We start from the raw sequence: 15643 nt of genomic DNA on the forward strand, positions 1-15643 counted from the left end.
TGAAGAGAAAGTTAGCTGGACGGCCAGGAAAATAGTCACATTGCTATAGGGAAGAACGCCTGAGTCTCTCCAGAGAGAGCAAAAATGCTCAACAGGCGTATATCGTTGTCGTGTCCGGGAATTGCTGCACAGCAACCACCTTGAGCATGCCTGCATCCTGCAAACTCTGCACAATGACCGAGATATTCTTATAGGCCTGAGGAGCTTCTTCATAAAGCAAATTCCGATCCTCGCAGATCACCCGACTCCCAAAGCTTGTCTGCAATAAGGACTCGCAAGTGTATTTGTCCTTGAGCCTGCTGCGGGTACCACTCCTTTTCCACTTGCGTCCTGCACCGTGGGCCAGCGAAAAACAATTTTCCTCCTGATTGCCTGTTGGCTGAACCAGATAAGTGTGGCTTCCGCGCGATCCGGGAATAATCAGCAGTCCTTCATCAGAAGGCGCAGCTCCTTTCCGATGCAGCCACCCGGAAACATCATCCAGCTTGAGAGATGTCAGGCTGTTATGGCACCGGTCCAGAATACGCTCCCCTTCTGTTCCCAGCATATTGAGAAAGCGATCAGCAATAATTTCCCGGTTCAGATGGCCCCAGCTCAACGCATGATTATGCTGTTCCAGATAGGCCGCTGCTGCTTCGCTCCCCGCTTCCAGCCCATTATTCCTGTACTGTTCAATATGGTTGGTGAGAATGTGCTGTCCCAGCCCTCGGGAACCACTATGAACCAGCAGAAAGAGATTTTTCTTTTCCAATCCAGCTTGGCTAAAGATCTCTTCATCCTCAACAGAGGAGATAGCCTGTAACTCAGCAAAATGATTGCCCCCGCCAATGGTTCCCAGAGCAGCATCCCAGGCACTTGGAGCAATTCCTTCCTGAACCAGCCAAGGCGTAGGATCACCTTGCCAAGGCTCCTCCAGACCATGCAGCTTTTTCACCCAACGATCCCGCTTGGCCTTTCTCTGTTTGAGATCGGTCTGCCAAAGCCCCATTCCGCAACCGATATCATTGCCGATAAGATAGGGATACAGGATACCCTGACTGAAAAAAGCCCCACCAATGGGGCCACCTTTGCCAGGATGGAGATCAGGAAGACCAATAACTGTGTGCATGCCTGGCAGCTGGGCCACCTGCTCCAGTTGTTGCACTGCCTCGCCTTCGATTCGGTTCTTTTCTGAGGCAATAATGCGAATTACTGAGGAGTTATTCATTTCGTTTTTTTATGCCCGCTACGGGTGTTGATTCATACTTTTTGTTTTTATGACAGAATGTTATTTCTTGTTGTGCAGCAGTTCTGCCAGTTCGCGGATGCGTACAACAGCCCGACGCAGACTTTCTGAATTTTTCTCCGCCTCAAAGACATTCCAGTGGGTTCGGATAAATCCCGATAGTCGATTATTGTAATCCGGCCCGACAGTAGCGGTTGAGCCGAAGGCGGGAACCAGATCGGCCCGTAGACGAGAAAAACGCGAACGGACTGCCAAGGCAAGGAGAAAACGTTTTGGGTCATCAAGTTCATCCGGTTTCCTGGGCACACGATCCAACGAAACTCCGATGAACTCGGCAAATGCTTCACGATGAGCCATTACCCAGGACTCCACCTCCATTACTGCAATCCGAAAAATGAAATACCTGTTTGCCTTCTGCTTGAGCCATTGAGATTTTTTTCCAGGCGGACAGCCTCTGTCCTGATCCGTGAGAACGAAAAATGGCAGAAACTGTGCAGCTTGATTGAAACTGTTTATCTTTGCCTGCAAATACCCATGTCCACCTTTACACAGGCATTGACTGACCCGATAATTCGGATTCACCTGTTCAAGCAGTTTTCGGGCCACTGCCTCGCTCAAATAATCCTCCACAGCCAGGGTGATGTATATTTCCTTCATTCAAACAAGTCCAACTGCCCTATATTCTGCGGCGTATTTTTCGACAAAACAACTTCCCCAACAGACAGGCCCGCTTCCAACAGGGGTCTGACATCATCAATATCAGCGGCTATTTCAGTGCCTGATCCCTCCTGCCCCGGACTGAGCAGAAGAACTTCCCTGCCGTCAATCCCTGTATCACTCAATAAGGACTCGCTATGCGTACTGATGAGTACCTGACGTTTACCTTGCCGTTGCATCCGGTAAATCAGCGGGGCAAAATGCTGGACGATTCCACTGTTCAGAGAGAGTTCTGGCTCCTCCAGAAGAAGCAGAGAGTCGCTGTCCAACAAGGCCCAGAGCAGGCCAATAAGACGTAGGGTGCCGTCCGAAAACTGGTCTTCCCGTTGACGCACTCCATTGGAACGCCAATGGGTATATAGGGCCGCAAGATGGGGTTGTCCGGTATCCTCATCTCTTTCAAAGCGAAGTTGCTGAAGTTGAGGGACAGCGATTTTCAGAGCTTTTTCGATTTTATTCAGCCGTGATGTTCGGGTATGGGTCGCAGTTTTGGCAATTTTAATCAGAAGCCCTTGGCCGAACGGATCATCTTCAATAATGCCTCCCTGAATAAATTCAACATGGCGTAACAATTGCGGGATAAGGTGAATATAGCTTATCGCATCAAAAAAACGGGCAATCTCCCGAAATTCGGCATTGGTATTTATTTGTTCCAGGAAGGTCTGTTGTAATCGTTCAGGATCTTTCCCATCCTCTTGATTAGGTCTATCAAGAATAAGTTTGCTCTTTTTCCAGACCTTTTCAAAGGAGAGACAGAGCTGCCTGCTTCCTGGTCTTTCACGATCAATCCCAAGGGCGTAACGCCAAACCGGTTCTGTATCCATTGCCTCGGCAAGCTCAACATCAACGATGATCTCAGGATCGCGTTGGGCGGAAAGGCAACGGAGTTTTGATAGGCCGCCACGATTTTTGACTGCTTTCTGAAAACCGCCGCCTTCAGATTTGGCAATATCCCGTAAAAAACGGAACACATCCAGCAGATTCGACTTACCCGAGCCATTGGGGCCAACAATGAACTGCCGTTGTCGGAGAGGAATATCCATCTCTGAAAAATTGCGCCAGTTCTTCAACCTGAGACGAGATACGATCATGAACTGTCTCCTCCTTGTATGAACCTTTCTTCCCGCTCCCCTTCCTGCCCGCTATGCCAGAGAAACTTCCGACACACCCCGCGAATCAGGCTGGCTTCTTTCTTTTTGATCTTGGTGCGGCTGAGAAACTGGCGGATATTGCGCATCCAATAGGTCTTGTTGGTATGGCGGATAAAGGTGATTTTGGTCAGGGCCTCTTCAATATGCTCGTACATCCCTTCCAGGTCGTAGGAATTAGCATAGAGGCTTTCGCCTTCCGGTTCAGAAGGCACGTCCAGTCGGTGAATCGCCATGGATAGCTCATAGCAATGGATAGCCACGGCCTGGGCCAGATTGAGCGAAGAAAAATCCGCTGTGGGAATGGTGGAGGTGAACTGACAGAGATCCAGGTCCTCATTGGTCAGGCCGCTGTTTTCCGGCCCAAACATCATGGCAAGGCGATGATTGGCAGCCAAGGGTGCCAGTTCCTGCATGATCGCATAGGGTTCCTGTTCCAAGACCCGGTGTTTGCCCTGTCGTGCTGTGGTACCGACAATAAAATGATAGGGTGTTGCCGCCTCTTGCGTCGTCTTGACAAGTTGGAGATCATGGATAAGATGGGCCGCCTTATGGGTCGCCATCTTGCGCATCCGCTCCTGATCCGGTGCTTCCTCAGCAACAACTGAAATCTTTTCGATTCCGAAGTTACAGGCGATCCTGGCTGAAGCCCCTATATTTTCCGGGTATTTAGGCCGAACCAGGATCAGTCCGCTACCAGCCAGGGTGTTGATTGGTTGTGACAAGATTGAGGTACTCCTTTACACAGTAATTAGGGAATTCCCAAAAAAATAAATGCCCCTTTTTCAGCACATGCTGTAGGGATGAACCTCTGCCTTCGCCCTGTTATGCCGGGCAGACACACAGGTCTGCCTCTACAGTATCGTATCAATTACCGCATCGGCAACGGGAGGTTTATTTTAAAAATTCTTACAGATTGTCTGGATCTTCAAGTTCCAGATGACGATTGCGGGGCTTTTTCTCTTCTGCTGAGGACGCTGAATAGGATGCTGGAGAAGATCCGGTCATGCGCTTAAAAAAGGGCAAAATACCTTTTTCCGCGTTGCGCATCTCTTCTTCTGCCTCTTTCAGGGTGATCTGCCAGGCCGGGGCAAAACCAGGAGATTTCTCAAACATGGTCTCAATGGCCTTTTGATAAATCTGGGTCTGACGGATTTCCTGTTTGCTTGGTTTCTGGTTCAGCACCTGAATCATATTGCGGAGATTATCCCGCTCCTGTCGCATCTGGGTCAGTTCTCCTTTGCGGCGTTCATTATCCTCAGATTCAATCTCGAACTTGGTGTGTAAGTGCTCACGCAGTTTCTTGATTTCCTTATTGAGTTTCTGTGTCTTGAGCACAGAGCGAACCCAGAAAACCAAGGCTGCAATAAGTCCGATAACCAGACCGAATAAAAAAGGATATTCGGTTAATGCTGTTAATTCTTCCATGATGTACCTCGTATAGAAAAAGTTATTTTCATCTTGTTCCATCCCGGATGGATGGGATGGAAGTTATAGGGTATGGGGATAACACATCTTCCCTGAAATGCATGCGCTAACTGTATGCGCTGAACATTCTTATTTGAATCAGCCCGGTTCGTCAAGTAATGCCTTCAAGTAAAATTTTTATCAAGCTCTTCAGTGTCACTGCGGGGTGGGTGTTTTTGGAGAAATGCAAGAAAATCATCTGGACGCAGAGGACGGGAAAAATAAAATCCCTGATAAAAATCACAGCCATAACTATCCAGCATAACAAGCTGTTCTCTGGTCTCCACCCCTTCAGCAAGGACCTTCATATTCATTTTATGGCCCATATCAATGATGGAATGAATCATTTTTGAATCCTGCTTATTGTTGATGATATTGTTCACAAAACTCATATCAATCTTCAACTCGTCAATAGGCAGGGTCCGTAATATACTCAGCGAAGAATAACCAGTCCCAAAATCATCCAGAGAAATTGTTATACCTGTATCACGAATTTCCTGTAAAAGGGGCTGTACATATTCTATTTCATCAATAAAAAGAGATTCTGTTATTTCAACAGTAACATTTACCCGTTGCAGGTGAGGTGCTGCATCAACGGCTTGTAACAACTGCTCTTTAAACCCCTTTTCAACCATCTGCTTTACTGAAATATTGATAGAAAGGGAAAGATTTTCCGCAACCCTGCCGCCTTTTTCTATGATCCGACTAAATTCAAAACATGTACGTTGAAGAATCAATGGCCCCAGAGAAGACATCAAACCGACCTCTTCTGCAATGCTGATAAAATGGGCAGGAGGGACTGTGCCAAGTGCTTCATTTTCCCAGCGTATCAGGGCCTCTGCACCACATAGGGAACCATCAGCAGCAACCTGGGGCTGAAAGACCATGTAGATCTCATCGCCTTCCAAAGCGTTACGAAGATGATTCTCAATGGATGTTTTACGGTGCATCCTCTCCCGGAGCTCATTATTATAAAATGCATAGCTGTTGCGCTGTTTCTTGGCATTATACATAGCCAGATCAGCCGCAACCATGAGCTGTTCCACAGAAAGTCCGTCCCGTGGATATTGCGAAATACCAACGCTGGCTCCGACACGCAGTTTCATGTCAGAAATCTCATAGGGGGCTGCTATCTTTTGAATGATGCTCATGCTGAACTCGCCTATTGAGGGGACATTCTTTGTTGCCACAAAAACAGCAAATTCATCACTTGCCATTCGTATCACCTCAGATTCATGAGGGACAAAATTTTTGATACGCCTAGCAACTTCAATCAGGACATTATCACCACAAGCATGTCCAAACGTATCGTTAATATGCTTAAAATTATCCAAATCAATAAAAAGCAGGCTGAATGGACGCGCGTTCGGGCCAGTCCATTTTCCGGAAATCTCATGAAGAGCAGAACGATTCAGGAGATCTGTCAAGGAATCATGTGCAGCCTGATAGGCCAGTTCATCAATCTTCTCCTTTTCCTTTTTCAGAACAAGAAGAAAAAATAAGGTGTAAATAAACGCACCAACAGCAAAGACAAGCAGCCTGTAGAGAAAACCACTTTCCCAGAAAAGCGTCTTGGCTGAGTCTTTGGGAATCGCTGTGGAAGACCACAACATATAGCGACTGTTAAACTGAGACACAAACAGGCTTTGGTCGTCTATAACGCCGGATCGGCCTTCATGAAAAAAAGGGAGTTCCCTGTGTTTCAACGCTTCTTTACTAACCTGTAAAGCATCTATTCCCTGGTGCAGGGCAGATTCATAAGCAGTCTGTGGAATCGGCAAAGAATAAATATCCTGGTATTTTTCCTCTGTAAGCGGGCTCACATAAATCCTCTTCCGCAAAATATCATGGGTGAGCAGGGAAAGCTGTTGCGGGAAGATATGGGTATTTTCTAAAAAACGCAGGGTATTCCCGAATTTTCTCCTCTTCAGAGAATGTTCCAGAGAAATACCTGTGGTCATCACACCGATGATCTTGCCAGCATCATCCCGCAGGGCCTTTCTCAATGGGATAACCCATTTATTCAGAGGACGATGGTGATAGACCTGGCCCACCACCATATTTGGGCTGGTTAAGGTGAGATCAAAGCTGGGCCGGGTAACATCACTTTCCCGTAATCCATTGACTTCAGCAGGGTTGACATTAGCACTTGTTATAATAAAATTACCGTTCTGATCAGTTAACCCAAACCCAACAATAAAAGAAAAACGTGCCATCATCTGCGCCATCATCTGCTGGCTCTTTTGCACATCTTGATAGGTTTGCTCGGTCAGGAGCTGGGTTCCCAGCATATCCAGCAATAATTCAACCTCATGCAGTGTGGAATGGGCTGCTGCTGTAAAGATATTATTATAATCCAGAACGCTGGCCCTGATTTTTTGCTCAATATTACGGTATATTTTAATTTGGGTAAAGACAAACAGGCCAAGAAAAGCAATAAGCGTAACAACATACAGTAATCGAATATACTTCATCCCGGCTCCTCCTGACCTGTTCGTCAACGCACAAGAGAAAAGGTAATTTTTCTACTCAACATATCAACCTGATCAAGTTGGACCTGAACCACATCACCCAGGCGAAGAACTTTCCCTGTCCGTTTTCCGACCAGTTTATGGCCCTTATTATCATAATGGTAATAATCATCTGTCATCTCACTGACCGGAATAGCGCCGCTGATCAGGCAGTCGATTAATTCCACAAAGAGGCCAAAAGAGGTCACCCCGGAGATAACCGCTTCAAATTGCTCTGTCACCTTGTCGCGTAAGTATAAGGCAGCAAGCCGGGCCTGGACATCCCGTTCTGCCTCCACAGCAACCCGTTCACGGGCTGAAAGAAAGGTACCAGCTGTTTCCGGGTCTACGCCATCAGGCAACACCTTTTTTCCCTTAGATAATGACTTGCCAGATTTTTTCAACAGTAAATTCTGCATAACCCGGTGCGCCACCAGATCAGGATAGCGACGGATAGGCGAGGTAAAGTGGATATAATATTCCGCTGCCAGACCAAAATGGCCGTAGTTGGTTGGGGTGTATCTGGCCCGCTGCATGGTACGAAGCAGGAGATTATTCACCACATACTCTCTGGTCGAACCCTTGGCAACCTTGAGGGCCTTGGCAAACCAGGCAGGTGTCAGTTCCATCTTCGGCAGATGGATCCCCAGAGACCAGGCCAGTTCAGCAAAATCCTTGACCTTGGCTTCATCTGGCTCTTCATGAACCCGAAACAGCACTGATGCCCCGGCTCGATCCAGGGTCTCGCCCACAGCCTCGTTAGCTGCCAGCATAAACTCCTCAATTAAGAGATGGGCCTGATTCCGTTTCAACCGCCCAACCGAAGCTATGGTATCCTTGTCAATCCTGATGCTTGCTTCCGGGATGGTAAAGCCGAGAGAACCGCGACTGGTGCGTTGCTTGCTGAGAAGGGCTGCCAGATCCCTGGCTTTTTCCAGCATGGGGAGGAAGGATTTATGCTCTTGCCGAACCTCTTTATCGCGAAGATAAATGGCCTCATGAACCGTCTCATAGGTAAAGCGCTGATAACTGCGGATCATACTCCGGGTGAATTGCTCCCCAATGCGTCGGCCTTCATGATCAAATTCCAGAATCGCAGTAAAGGCCGGGCGATCCTGATCCGGCACCAATGAACAAAGATCATTGGAGAGTCGTTCCGGCAACATGGGCAAAACCAGATCCGGCAAGTACACACTGGTTCCTCGCTGATAAGCCTCCTGATCAATGACTGAGCCTGGTCGCACATAATAGCTTACATCAGCAATGGACACAAAAAGCCGAAAGCCCTTCTTGGTCTTCTGCACAGCAATGGCATCGTCAAAATCCTTGGCCGTGGCCCCATCAATGGTGACATGACGGAGATAACGCAGATCTTTTCGGCCCGGTTCCGGGTCGGTCAAGGGCACCAGATCAGCTGCTGCCCGCTCCACATAATCTGGAAATGCAGGAGGCAGCTGAAATCGCTCCACAGTCATACGAATCTGCACTGCCACGGAATCTGCTGGTCCAAGGATCTCCACAACCTTACCTACTGGCATTCGCTGCTTGGCACCGTAATCCAGAATCTCCACCCGTACCGCTACCCCGTCCTCAGCGTTCATGGCATTATTACGACGCACCTTGATACTGTAGGGCAATTTATCATTATCAGGGGCCACATAACCAGTGTTCTTCCCGCTCATGTAGATCCCGCAGACATGGGTAAAGGCCCGTTTTTCTACCTCCACAACTTCTCCTTCCGGGCGTTTAGGCGAACCTGAAGGCCGTACCAGGACTGTATCGCCGTGGGTTGCCCCGTTCAGAGCAGAGGCAGGAATAAAGATATCCTTTTGCTGTCGTGCCACATTACCTTCAAGTACGGCAAAACCAAAGCCTTTGGCAGTCAGTGACAGGGTGGCGCGAACTGTTTCTTTGTCCCCGGCAACCGATTGTTTTTCCTTTTTTTTAGGGCTGTGTTGTTTCTGCCTCTCCTGTTTCTTTTTGCCACGATATTTTTTTCCTGCCATTTCTCTCCCTGTATCAACTACAATCTTTTTTGCAACCTCGTGAAAGCCACTTGGTGTCGCTTGTTTATTGCGCTGTTATCAATTTTTCTGTGTCCGTTGTTTTCTAATTATGAAGAGTAGTGTACATTACTTTTCACGAAATAAAAAGCAACGTCTAGGTAAGGAAAAAGATATGGGGAAGTTTGATCTGGAAAAATACCGCCAGGAAATGGCATCATTCATCGGCACAGGAGAAGAGACCTCGGTATTTTATGAGGCTCTGGACTTTGCCTTTGCAGCCCATGCTGGTCAGATGCGCAAATCCGGCGACCCTTATATCATCCATCCCTGCGCAACAGCCCGTATCCTTGCTGAAGAGATGGATATCCACAACTGCGAAATCCTGGCAGCTGGTCTGCTCCATGACACCATTGAAGATGTGGAAGAGATCACAGCAGCAGTGCTCCGGGAAAAATTCGGCCCCAATGTGGAGGCCATTGTTGTTGGCTGCACCAAGGTCAAGCATCATAGCGGAGATAAACAGGCCCTGAAAAAACTGGTGCATCGCAAACTCTTTACCGGAGCAGCAGCCCGGCCAGAGGTGATGGTGGTCAAGCTGGCTGACCGGATGCATAATCTGCGCACCCTTGGTTCCATGCCTCGCCATAAACGTCAGCGCATTGCTGAAGAAACTCTGGATTTTTATGCGCCCCTGGCGACCATTCTTGGTCTTTTTGCTTTAAAAAGAGAACTTTATACCAGAGCACTTTCCTATAAATTCCCCAAACAGGGCCAAAAACTCAAGCAGTATATCAATAAGCTGGAAAGGAACCCTGACCTTCTTATGTTCACAAATAACCTGAACAAGGTTCTGGCTGATGAAGGTGTTACGGCCCGAATTGCAGTGCGTACCAAGGGACTCTGGGGGTATTATGATGTCAGAAATCAAATCCTGAAAAAAGAGCTGGAAGTGCCCCAGGAAATCCTGATTACAGTAGATCACAGGAGCTGCTGTTACCAAACACTGGGTATTCTTAACAAGCTCTATCCCCCTATTCCCCGCACAATCCGGGATTTTATTGCCAACCCCAAACCCACTGGCTACCAGGGTTTACATGCACGGGCAATAATAGAAGGCAATAAATACCTGTTTAAAATCCGCACAGAGCAAATGGCCCGCCGTGCCCAACGGGGTTTGGTCAAGGATTGGAATCCCAGCGAAAAAAAACAAGGGCGTTTTATCCGGGAAATCCAGGAGATGTTCGATATCCTTGGCAATAACGAGGCGGTCTCCTACCGGGATATGATTGCTGCTGGCGGACGCAAAGAAATCTACACCTATACACCACAGGGTGATCTTATCTGCCTGCCAGTCAACTCTGTGGTTCTTGATTTTGCCTTTCGCATTCACACCGATATCGGTCACACCTGCATCGGCGCGATTATCGGTGAACGACGGGTCGGCCCGGACGAAATCCTGCAAGACGGTAATGTGGTCAGAATCCTTCGCCGTAATACACCGGTTAATTTTGACCTCAGCATGCAGGATTGCTGCCAGACCCCACGGGCCAGAAGTGAGCTGACCAAGGTCTTTCGTAAACGAATCCAGGCCGTGTCCGTGGAAACCGGTCATGCAGTCCTGGAGCAGGAAATGCGGCGGTACGGCCTTTCCTATGACCTGCTTGAGCAACAGGACATGGAATATATCCTTATTTATTTTAATCTTACTTCAAAAGAAGAGCTCTTACAAGACGTGGGACAAGGCCAGTTACGTCTACGGGAACTCATCTATGAAATCCGCAACGGTCTCCAGATGAGGAGCAAGGAAATCCTGCCCCAACCCACAGGCATTCTTAATCGAATAGAGCTTACTACAGTTGACCCGGTTGTGGTCAAATCGTCAGCCTGCTGCAAACCCACCCCCCTTGATAAGGGCAGTGTGGGCCTCCTGAGCAGGAGAGGGATCTCGCTGCATTGCAAGGACTGTTTTCAACTGAAAAAATTAAAATTTCAGCGAGAAGATGCTGTAGAAGTTCGTTGGAAATTTTCTGCCACCCCGGTCAAAAAAGAGCAAAAATTCATTATTGTCTCTGCAACAGCAAAACGCCTCTTTAAGCTCCTTTCCCTGGCTCCAGACGCCTTACATGTTATTGATGTGTTGCGGACCGGCAAGGGATCCACTGCTGTCCCTTCCTGGGAAGTTCGCTTTACCGTGACAAACCTTCAGGGATTAAAAAGGATTATCCGCCACCTGGATCGCTCAGATTTACGTTATTCCTTTGATTTTAAGCAGTAAGGCCTGAACTTCCCGATTACCGAGAAAAATGCCACGGTTGCTGTGGAACAAGCTCTTGAACAAACTGTTCCAGCAGATCATCAAATTCCTCACGGTTGACCTCCCGGCTGCCAAACTGAAGCAGATGTTGGGTGGTCATCTGACAATCAATCGCACGGATATTTACCTGCTCTGCACTGCTTATTAAGGTTGCAAAGGCCACCTTTGAGGCATCACTCTTATAGCTGAACATAGACTCGCCAAAAAAAATCCGATCCAGACACACGCCGTACAGCCCCCCAACCAGCTCCCCTTCACACCAGGATTCCACGGAATGGGCAAAACCCAGCTCATGGAGATGGATATAGGCATCTTGCATCTCCGTAGTGATCCAGGTGCCTTTGCCGGATTGCTGGCGTATTGCAGCACAGGAAGCAATAACTTCGGGAAATGCGGTATCAGTACGAACCGTAAAAATATTTTTTCGCATTGTTCGGGCCAGCCGCCTGGGAAGATGAAATTCTTCAGGAAAAAGAACTAAGCGTGGGACAGGAGACCACCAGAGTATGGGTTCGCCATCAGAATACCAGGGAAAAATGCCCTGCTGATAGGCAGCAAGGAGGCGGGCAGGACCAAGATCCCCGCCCACAGCCAGCAGGCCATCAGGCTCAGCAAGTTGCGGATCAGGAAAAATATGTTCATCAGGAAGGCGAAAAACAGGCATGAGGCAGAAAAACTCCAATCAAGAATCTGGAGTTGCCCATTCAATAGCAAAGAGTCCGCAATAGGTTATTTCTCTGGTCTCGTCATGCGTTCCGTCTGCCTGCCGATGTTCTTCAATAATTTGAAGAGAAAGCTGTTGAGGGCCATCAATCCGTATCAGGAGATTTTTCACCCGTGCTTCTTCACCGAGTTCCTCATTATATGAGGAAAGCGTTTTATGAAAGCTTAATGATCCGCCTTGCCTTCTCCCTATGGGCATAGCAACCTGCTTGGTTTTAAACTCGGCTTTTAAGGATGCAAACTCACCTTCTGGAATGTAAAAACTCCCTGGTGGCGTTTCGGTTGCCAAGGGATACCCCTGCCCCTCCCTTTGCTGAGGCGTGGTAAAGTTGGTTATTGTGACTCCAGCATCATAAAGAGCTACACTGTGGGCTTGACGATACTCATTCATTGCTTGTCATCCTTTGGCAGGCCTGCTGTGTTTACGATGTTAAGTTAAGATGGCAGGTTTTGAACAGTCATACAACGGGACTCCATCTTTGTAGATAAAACACAAAGGAGGAAAAAAGTCAATATCAGGCTATCAGGAGTAGAAGATAAGAGCCAAGGGATGTCCTTCTCCCAATTTAGGACGAGAACGGGTGATTTCAAGGAATCTCACCCAGTACTTCCATATAAAAAAAGGGGTTACGATGAATCATCGTAACCCCTTGATATATCTTGGTGGAGCTAAGCGGGATCGAACCGCTGACCTCTTGAATGCCATTCAAGCGCTCTCCCAGCTGAGCTATAGCCCCTTGATTTTTTTGAGACCTACTTCTATCATACTCTGAGCTATCCTGTCAAGGAGAAGATGAGACAAAAATTAAAAGAAAATCATTTTTTATTTTTTTTCTGTGAAGCGCTCTAATAAGATTGCTAATCCTTTCTATAACTGGTAGCATAAAATCCGACTTATATTACGGTTTGGACAAGGCTGAAACAGAGAATAGGAGTATATGAAATAAGCATTTCTTCTCTACCCAGCGTCTTTATCAACTTGTAGACTTTGCAGTGTATTTAAAACAAACTTTGTTAAGGTGATATCGGATGTTTTCTCCGTTTAATTTTCTTTTTGGCTGGATGTCTAACGACCTTGCTATTGATTTGGGCACTGCAAATACGGTGTTATACGTCAAGGGCAAAGGAATTGTCCTCAGAGAACCATCAGTTGTGGCTGTACGTCAGGATGCTCGCGGTGGTAAGGTACTTGCAGTGGGCAGCGAGGCCAAGAAAATGCTCGGTAAAACACCGGGAAATATTGCAGCAATCCGTCCCATGAAAGATGGTGTCATTGCTGACTTTGAAGTCACTGAGGCCATGCTCCGTTATTTCATCAACAAAGCCCATAACCGAAGAACTCTGGTTCATCCCCGAATCATTATTTCTGTCCCCTCTGGCATCACCCAGGTCGAAAAACGGGCTGTTCGCGAATCTGCGGAATCCGCTGGTGCCCGTGAAGTCTACCTGATTGAAGAGCCTATGGCCGCAGCCATAGGAGCTGACCTCCCTATTACCGAGCCTACGGCCAATATGATTATTGATGTTGGCGGTGGCACCACAGAGGTGGCTGTTATTTCTCTGGCCGGTATTGTTTATGCTAAATCAGTGCGGGTTGCGGGAGACAAGATGGATGCGTCAATCCTGCAATACATCAAACGAAAACATAATCTTGCCATTGGCGAACGAACATCTGAGATGATCAAAATCTCTATTGGTAATGTTTTACCGACAGAGCCCTATGAAACTATGGAGATCAAAGGGCGGGATTTGGTGTCAGGTGTACCGAAAACTATCACTATCACCTCCGATGAAATTCAATCAGCCATTGCTGAACAGGTTGATGTCATTGTCGATGCAGTTCGCATTGCCCTTGAAGTTACCCCACCGGAATTATCCGCAGACATTGTTGATCAGGGGATCGTTCTGACCGGAGGTGGAGCCTTGCTGAAAAACCTGGATAAGCTCCTGACCAATGAAACCGGTATGCCTATTATTGTTGCTGATGACCCCTTATCCTCTGTTGTGCTTGGTTCAGGAAAGGCTTTGGACAATTTGGATATTTTGAAAGAAATAGCAATAGATTGATCGCAATACCTGCTCCTGCTCCTTTCTCTGGACTGCGTTTCTTTGCATTGATTTATTCTCCTGGCAAATGAAAAAAAATACCCGCAGGCAACGTAAGGGCAGCATTACAACATTTCGTTTTGTCCTTTTCACAGGAACAGCTATCACCTTTGTCCTGATCCTGCTCATTGTCATCTTAGGAGACCAGCAGTTTGGGCCTGTTCACAAGGTAATTCTTGAAGGAGTTGGCCCACTTCAAAAGACAATGGCTTCAATAAGCAACTCTCTCCACTCTGTAAAAAAAAATTATATTGACCTGCTCACAGTTCGTGAAGAAAAAGAACGATTATGGCAGGAACTCCAGGAATGCCGGACAAAGGCCTATGCCAATCGCGGTGCTGTAGCCCTCAATGCCCGCTTGAGGAAATTGCTTGATTTTAAAGAATCCTCTAACCAACCAACGATCACTGCCCAAATTATTGGAAAAGATCCATCGCTGTGGTTCCGAAGTGTGATTATTGATCGGGGGAGCAGCGACGGCGTGAGAAAAGGCATGCCCGTAGTCACTGGAGAGGGGATTGTCGGACAGGTCTATGCCTCATCAACAGATTACTCCAAAGTACTTCTTGCTATTGCCCCATCAAGTGCTATTGATGTCCTCTTACAAGGATCTCGGATACGTGGTATCCTCAAGGGAACCGGAAAAAATTTATATCAGCTCGAATATATCCTTAAGACAGCTGAGGTCTTTGTCGGCGACCGGGTTGTCACTGCCGGATACGGAGGAATGTTTCCTACTGGTCTTCCTGTGGGGATCGTGTCAAAAGTAACCAGAAACAGACGTGGCATGTTTCTTGAGATTGAAGTAGTTCCTGCTGTTGATTTCAGAACCCTGGAAAATCTGCTGGTCATTGAGCGGGAGAAAAAAAATTTCGAATAGACCATGCTCACTCTTTCCTTTATACTTATTGGCCTGTTTCTGGTTCTTGTTCAAACCACCTTGTTCATGCCTTCCCCTCTTTGGCTTGCTGCACCGGATTTCTACTACATCCTTGTTGGATACCTTGCCTATAATGTAACCTTTCTTCGTGGGATAGTGATCCTGTTACCTGTCAGCATGGTCCTTGATATCTATTCAGGGACAGTTATCGGCATGTACCCGGCCCTGTGTTACCTTGGTTATTTTTTACTGAGATTTATGGTTGCAAAGATGCCGGTCCGAAAATCATTATACCAACTTCCGCTGGTTGCACTCAGCTATCTGATGGTCAACTGGATCCTGCTCCTCATACTTGATTTTTTTCAACCCCAGGTTATTGCTGAATGGATATGGTTTCCTATCCTGTTCCGCGCTTTCTTAATCTATATCTTCTCCTTCCCTCTGTTCCGTTTTTTTACCTTTGTTGAAAAAAGGGTCAAGGGCACATTTTCTTCTCCCCGTTTCACCCGTTCTCTGCCTGGAAATCAATTTCGCCAGAATTAAAAAA

Annotated in this window: 12 protein-coding genes, 1 tRNA gene and 1 pseudogene; 4 read left to right on the plus strand and 10 right to left on the minus strand. The window is 47.3% G+C overall.

Annotation, left to right across the window (positions count from 1 at the left end):
• Positions 1-88: 88 nt before the first annotated feature.
• The 7 genes and pseudogenes from L2082_RS07470 to rnr form a co-directional block, all read right to left on the minus strand.
• On the minus strand, positions 89-1207 hold the full coding sequence (locus L2082_RS07470) for an RNA ligase RtcB family protein (protein ID WP_446008757.1): 1119 nt from the start codon (positions 1205-1207) through the stop codon (positions 89-91).
• Positions 1208-1267: 60 nt separating this feature from the next.
• Positions 1268-1882, minus strand: a complete 615-nt coding sequence (locus L2082_RS07475; RefSeq protein ID WP_446008758.1) for a hypothetical protein — start codon at positions 1880-1882, stop codon at positions 1268-1270.
• The gene (locus L2082_RS07480) at positions 1879-3033 is read right to left on the minus strand and encodes an AAA family ATPase (RefSeq protein ID WP_446008759.1); all 1155 of its coding nucleotides are present in this window, start codon (positions 3031-3033) and stop codon (positions 1879-1881) included. The genes L2082_RS07475 and L2082_RS07480 overlap by 4 nt, the downstream gene beginning before the upstream one ends.
• Positions 3030-3815: an RNA methyltransferase gene (locus L2082_RS07485; protein ID WP_446008760.1), complete on the minus strand. Its 786-nt coding sequence runs from the start codon at positions 3813-3815 to the stop codon at positions 3030-3032. The genes L2082_RS07480 and L2082_RS07485 overlap by 4 nt, the downstream gene beginning before the upstream one ends.
• A 184-nt stretch (positions 3816-3999) precedes the next feature.
• Positions 4000-4518, minus strand: a complete 519-nt coding sequence (locus tag L2082_RS07490; RefSeq protein WP_446008761.1) for a LapA family protein — start codon at positions 4516-4518, stop codon at positions 4000-4002.
• Positions 4519-4682: 164 nt separating this feature from the next.
• Entirely contained in the window at positions 4683-7031 is a 2349-nt protein-coding gene (locus L2082_RS07495; protein WP_446008762.1) for a bifunctional diguanylate cyclase/phosphodiesterase, read from the minus strand.
• A gap of 23 nt (positions 7032-7054) precedes the next feature.
• A pseudogene (gene rnr, locus L2082_RS07500) lies at positions 7055-9121 on the minus strand (ribonuclease R); the annotation flags it as partial.
• Positions 9122-9245: 124 nt separating this feature from the next.
• Between rnr and L2082_RS07505 the strand changes: the two are divergent.
• Positions 9246-11348, plus strand: a complete 2103-nt coding sequence (locus L2082_RS07505; protein ID WP_446008763.1) for a RelA/SpoT family protein — start codon at positions 9246-9248, stop codon at positions 11346-11348.
• 16 nt (positions 11349-11364) lie between these two features.
• Here the strand turns inward: L2082_RS07505 and aat are convergent, their stop codons facing one another.
• The 3 genes from aat to L2082_RS07520 form a co-directional block, all read right to left on the minus strand.
• Positions 11365-12051: a leucyl/phenylalanyl-tRNA--protein transferase gene (aat, locus tag L2082_RS07510; protein WP_446008764.1), complete on the minus strand. Its 687-nt coding sequence runs from the start codon at positions 12049-12051 to the stop codon at positions 11365-11367.
• A gap of 18 nt (positions 12052-12069) precedes the next feature.
• Entirely contained in the window at positions 12070-12501 is a 432-nt protein-coding gene (locus L2082_RS07515; RefSeq protein ID WP_446008765.1) for a hypothetical protein, read from the minus strand.
• A gap of 270 nt (positions 12502-12771) precedes the next feature.
• Positions 12772-12847 (minus strand) — tRNA-Ala (locus L2082_RS07520).
• 292 nt (positions 12848-13139) lie between these two features.
• Between L2082_RS07520 and L2082_RS07525 the strand changes: the two genes are divergently transcribed.
• The 3 genes from L2082_RS07525 to L2082_RS07535 all read left to right on the plus strand — a co-directional run bounded on the left by L2082_RS07525 (position 13140) and on the right by L2082_RS07535 (position 15639).
• Positions 13140-14177 carry a rod shape-determining protein gene (locus L2082_RS07525; RefSeq protein WP_446008766.1) on the plus strand — a complete coding sequence of 346 codons (1038 nt, stop codon included), beginning with the start codon at positions 13140-13142 and terminating at the stop codon, positions 14175-14177.
• A gap of 67 nt (positions 14178-14244) precedes the next feature.
• Positions 14245-15096 carry a rod shape-determining protein MreC gene (gene mreC, locus L2082_RS07530; RefSeq protein WP_446008767.1) on the plus strand — a complete coding sequence of 284 codons (852 nt, stop codon included), beginning with the start codon at positions 14245-14247 and terminating at the stop codon, positions 15094-15096.
• Positions 15097-15099: 3 nt separating this feature from the next.
• The gene (locus L2082_RS07535) at positions 15100-15639 is read left to right on the plus strand and encodes a hypothetical protein (protein ID WP_446008768.1); all 540 of its coding nucleotides are present in this window, start codon (positions 15100-15102) and stop codon (positions 15637-15639) included.
• The last annotated feature ends 4 nt before the right edge of the window (positions 15640-15643 follow it).

It is taken from the genome of Candidatus Electrothrix sp., assembly GCF_052785085.1.